The 4,514-nt window shown below is 68.0% G+C and carries 5 protein-coding genes and 1 pseudogene; 3 read left to right on the top strand and 3 right to left on the bottom strand.

Translation table 11 applies throughout. The features are described 5' to 3' along the window. The 3 genes and pseudogenes from J9611_RS20950 to J9611_RS20940 all read right to left on the bottom strand — a co-directional run. A pseudogene (locus J9611_RS20950) lies at positions 1 to 326 on the bottom strand (HNH endonuclease signature motif containing protein); the annotation flags it as partial. An 80-nt stretch (positions 327 to 406) separates the two neighbouring features. Continuing rightward, positions 407 to 736 carry a DUF2071 domain-containing protein gene (locus J9611_RS20945; protein WP_307857176.1) on the bottom strand — a complete coding sequence of 110 codons (330 nt, stop codon included), beginning with the start codon at positions 734 to 736 and terminating at the stop codon, positions 407 to 409. A 163-nt stretch (positions 737 to 899) separates the two neighbouring features. Beyond that, complete coding sequence (locus tag J9611_RS20940; RefSeq protein ID WP_211883077.1) at positions 900 to 1,403, bottom strand: HtaA domain-containing protein; 504 nt, start codon at positions 1,401 to 1,403, stop codon at positions 900 to 902. 187 nt (positions 1,404 to 1,590) lie between these two features. Here J9611_RS20940 and J9611_RS20935 point away from each other — a divergent pair, with 187 nt between their 5' ends. The 3 genes from J9611_RS20935 to J9611_RS20925 all read left to right on the top strand — a co-directional run bounded on the left by J9611_RS20935 (position 1,591) and on the right by J9611_RS20925 (position 4,401). Continuing rightward, on the top strand, positions 1,591 to 2,574 hold the full coding sequence (locus J9611_RS20935) for a S1C family serine protease (RefSeq protein WP_211883075.1): 984 nt from the start codon (positions 1,591 to 1,593) through the stop codon (positions 2,572 to 2,574). Positions 2,575 to 2,972: 398 nt separating this feature from the next. Next, positions 2,973 to 3,911: an AfsR/SARP family transcriptional regulator gene (locus J9611_RS20930; protein ID WP_307857175.1), complete on the top strand. Its 939-nt coding sequence runs from the start codon at positions 2,973 to 2,975 to the stop codon at positions 3,909 to 3,911. Positions 3,912 to 4,122: 211 nt separating this feature from the next. Beyond that, positions 4,123 to 4,401 carry a hypothetical protein gene (locus J9611_RS20925; RefSeq protein WP_211883074.1) on the top strand — a complete coding sequence of 93 codons (279 nt, stop codon included), beginning with the start codon at positions 4,123 to 4,125 and terminating at the stop codon, positions 4,399 to 4,401. Positions 4,402 to 4,514 lie beyond the last annotated feature (113 nt).

The following is a 4,514-nucleotide window of genomic DNA, read 5'->3' as shown; positions in this document are numbered from 1 at the left end:
GAAGCGTCGGCGCCGCCCGGGCTGCCGCCGGAGCTGTCGACGGGGCTGTCCCGCCACCCGGTGGCCCACGACGTGGTGCCCGTGGGGGCCGGCAGTTTCCTGGCCCGGTCCACCGCCCCAGCCGCGACGAGCTGCAGATACTCCACGGTCCGCGAGAGTTCCTCCACCTCGCCGGCGAAGCCCGCCGCCTCGGCGAATCCGAAGCCCGCGGCATCATCCACCGCCGTCGAGGCCAGCGTCCGGAGCAAGCCCAGGGCACGGACCAGGGCAGACCCTGCGTCCTGCCCCGCCTCCCTGAAGGAGACGAACTCCCTGATGCCTTCCATGAACCAAATTTACTTGCGACCTACGACAGGATTAGCAGCCTCTGGCGCCGGCCACATCCCCGGGGCCAGAGCTTCTGCCGTCAGGGGTGCCCCAGTACTCGAGGACGGCCGAACTGCGTGCGGACTCCGGGTGAGAACAGCACGGACTCGGGCGGCCCCAGAACGGTAATCCCCGCCGCGCCTACCAGCTCATCATCGAGCAGGATCAGTTCTGCGCGGTACAGCCGCCAGGGACCATGCGTATTGGGGACGTACAGCGTGCGGCCGCGGAAGCGGGCGTGCAGACCGAACCGGGCGGTGAGGTGGACGGACAACGGATCTGTGGCTCCGACGTCGGGCTCCGGGGACACAGCGAAATCACTCCTTGCACCGCCCCGGAAACGGCGCACCGAATACCCGGGCTCTTCCATGGTGGAAAGTTGTGGTGGACCCGCCTGGACAGCGAGAACGCCGCGGCCATTCCCACTGCGCAGGCGATGGCCGCCGTCACGGAACCGATCCGTAGTTCTCGGCCGGCGGCAGGGGAGTCGCCGGCGCCGTGTTCCGTCCGATGATCGCCGGGACGAAGTATGGCTACGCCTTCACCCGGATGAAGAGGGGGTCCATCGACTGCCGGGCCGCGTACTGCCCATCGAAGAGTTCCGCACCTTCGGGAGAGATTACGACCTCGACGTCCTCCCAGAGGAGTGACCCGGCGACTTCGCGGGGGGCCGCGGCGTGCAGGAACCCAACCGCGGTGCGGTCCTGGCCGCCGTTGCCGCCGGTGCTGATGGACAGGACGCCGCGGCCGCCGGTGAACGCGATCCACGGATCCAGCAGCCTGACGAACAGCATGCCGTGGTGGCCCCCGAGGCGGACGTCCCCCCGAAAGCGCAGCACCCCCGTGCCGAGCGCGACGTCGTAGTCGGATTCTTCCGGAGCGAAGCAGAACAGGCTGGATTCGACCACCGTGGCGCCGTCCGTCGCGGAGACCGTGCCGTCCGGCAGGCCCGTGATGTAGGCGATGAAACTGCGCTTGATGCCCCAGGTGAGGCCCAGCGGAGGCAGCGGATCAGGTGTTGCGGACGCTGCGTTCACGTAGGTTCTCCTGTAGCTGGTGGGCGGGTCTCCTCCCGAGCCTAGCGGCGGATCGGCGGCTGGCTGAACTATTGCTCCGGCGCGGGTGACACGCGGCGTGTTTCTCTGACGGCGTAGGGGCACGCAGGACTACCGGCGCAGCGCCGGTGGTTGACTTAGATAAGTACCGGTTCGTAGGAGGTGCACCGTGGCCACTGCCATCAGCCGGGTTGCCGGATCAGAGGGGTCCGAGGATCCGCTCGATTCGTATTCTGCGACCGTTGTCCGGGTGGCCGAGACTGTCACCCCGCGCGTAGCCGCCATCGAAATGACGGGCAGCGGACGCAACGGAAGATTCCGCGTCGGGGCGGGTTCGGCGGTCCTTTTCACCTCGGACGGCTACCTCGTCACCAACGCCCACGTGGTGGCCGGCACGCCGGGCGGCCATGCAGTCTTTGCCGACGGGACCCGCTCCCAGGTCGAGGTGGTGGGGGCGGACCCGCTCTCGGATCTGGCCGTCGTCCACGGCAGGGCCCCCACCGCGACGCCGGCGGAATTCGGCGACGCCGAGTCGCTTAAGGTCGGCCAGTTGGTAATCGCAGTCGGCAACCCGCTGGGATTGTCGGGCTCCGTGACGGCCGGGGTGGTCAGCGGCCTGGGCCGGTCGATCCCCGTGTGGTCCGGGCGCAACCGCCGCATGATCGAAGACGTCATCCAGACCGACGCGGCGCTCAACGCGGGCAGTTCCGGCGGTGCGTTGGCCGACGCCCGCGGGCGGATCATCGGTATCAACACGGCCGTGGCCGGGGCCGGCCTGGGCCTGGCCGTGCCCGTCAATGCCACCTCCCGGCGGATCATTGCCTCGCTGCTCCGGGACGGGCGCGTCCGGCGCGCCTACCTGGGCCTGGTCAACACGCCCATCCAGCTCCAGGCCAGCGCCGTGGTCCGGACCGGACACCGGGAGGGCCTGCTCGTCGTCGAGGTCCTGACGGGATCTCCTGCCGACCGCGCGGGCCTGCGCGCCGGGGATGTTCTCCTGAGCGTCGGCACGACGTCTGTGTCCAATGCCGAGAGCCTCCAGAAGCTGCTGTTCGCCGAGGCCATCGGGGCGCCGCTGGACCTGGCCGTGCTGCGGGACGGCGCCGAACTGCACGTCGTGGCGGTTCCCGAGGAGATGACCGAGAAGCAGTAGCGTGGTGGCAGCCAACCGCCCGGCGGGACCAGCTTCGCTGCCCCGGTGCCGGGCTCCTGCCCGACGCGCATAGGCCTGGCAGACGCCGGAATCGGCGGTTTTCCCCTGCTGGGGACCGTTTCCGCGAGTACTCGTGTCCCCACGATTTTCCGGCGAAAAGTACTTGCTTCGCCGACCGTGTACCTGCTAATGGCTCCGCAGGCTTACTCGACCCTACTGACACCGGTACGCGTCTTTCTCCAGGCGAAAAGATCGGGTAGTTTCAGCGCTTGTTGCGCCAAGTCTGGCGTGCCACGGTGTCATTGGAAAGTCGGAGGGAACAGGGTCTCAGAATCGCCTGGATCGGCAGTGATTTCCTCCCACTTGCGATTAAATTGTCTGGGGAATCGGAGCACATTGTGGAAAACCCGACCGGAGCTACACCGACAATTGCAGTTCGCCTCTTCGGAGCGTTCGAAGTACGCCGCAATGGCCTGGCACTCACTGCCGCGGACATGGGCGGCTGCAAGCCGCGGCATATCCTTGAAATCCTTCTGCTGAACCTGGGAACGCCGGTTTCCAAGACCCGGCTGATCGAAATCCTCTGGGGACCGGGTGCCAGCGACGGCGCCGTCGCAACACTGGAGAGCTATGTCAGCGGGATCCGGCGGGCCATCCAGCCCGGCCAGACCAAGACCGGCCCGCTGCGCACGGCGAACAGCGGCTACGTCCTGGATCCGCAGCTCGTGGACCTGGACCTCGCTAATTTCCGCCGGTTGGTCCATGCCGCCGGCGAGTCCGAGCCTGCTACGGCCCACCGGCTGCTGCTCGAGGCCCTCGAGATTTCCGCCGAGCCTCTCCTGGGATTCGAACTCGCCTCCGAGTGGGCCGAGGAGGCACGGACACACCACGCAGCCGAGAAAGTGACGGCACAGATCTTCGCCGCGGAGACCGCGGGGCTCCTGGACAAGCCCGACGTCGCCGTGAATCTGGCCCAGGCAGCCATCCGGTCCGAGCCCCTCAACGAAAGGGCCTGGACCGTGCTGGTGACGGCCTACGAGCAGGCAGGCCTGCCGGTGGAGGGACTCTCGGCGTACGACCGTTGCCGCCGGCTCTTTGACCGCGACCTGGGCTGTGCGCCCGGGCCGGCTCTCCAGGAGGCGCACCTTCGGCTCCTGCGGCAGCGCGCCGAAGGCAACTCTGAACTATCCGAGGTCCTGGCAGCGCTGCTCTACCTGGGCGAACGGCTGAACGGGCCCAAGGGCCGGCAACTTCCGGCGGGCGAATCCCGGCGTATGCATGAGAATGCCGGGCGTGTCCTTGATTCGTTCCTGCAGCGGGTGCGGGCCGCGGTCTGAGCGCACGACGGCCCCAGGCTCTCCGCGAAGCAGCTCGAACGCCTCGCTGCGGCCATCTTCGCGGAGCTGGAGCGCAAATCCCTGCAAGCCCCGGCGGCCGGCTGTGTTATTTTCATCACTCGGCCCGCGTTCGCCGGAAATCCGGCTGCCGCGGGCCCCATACTGGGAAAGACCCCGGCGCACTTCCCACCGCCCGGCATGAGGAGGGTCCATGGAAACCTTGAAATCCATCGTGAGGAACGAGTATTTCCCGGCAGCGGCGGTGCTGTTCGGAGTGGTCCTTTTCTGGACCCTCGGACTGTTCGGCGGGCTGTCCCTGCTGAGCACCAGCCAGACGCCGCTGACGATCCTCGGGTGGCTCCTGTTCGTCTACGCTGCAGCCGTCCTTTCGCCCCTCGCGGGGCTGCTGGCCGTCATCGATCTCATCCGGCGCTGGCGGCGGAACCGCCAGACACAGGGACGGCTGCCGTCGGGCACGGCGTCGGCCTAGGAGAGCGCTGAACAAGGGGCAATCCGGAGATGGGATACGGCTTCCGGGCCGCTCTTCGGAGCTTTGGGCGGCCCGCTGACGGCCTGGGAATGAGAGGCCGGGGCCCGGGATTT

This window comes from Pseudarthrobacter albicanus, assembly GCF_018224015.1.
Taxonomy (GTDB): domain Bacteria; phylum Actinomycetota; class Actinomycetes; order Actinomycetales; family Micrococcaceae; genus Arthrobacter; species Arthrobacter albicanus.
Note: the sequence above shows the minus strand (reverse complement) of the source record. Positions and strands in the feature narration are given on the sequence as shown.

Coding starts and splice junctions, on each gene's coding strand:
- J9611_RS20945 (WP_307857176.1), bottom strand. CDS start 736: ATGGAAGAGCCCGGGTATTCGGTGCGCCGTTTCCGGGGCGGTGCAAGG.
- J9611_RS20925 (WP_211883074.1), top strand. CDS start 4,123: ATGGAAACCTTGAAATCCATCGTGAGGAACGAGTATTTCCCGGCAGCG.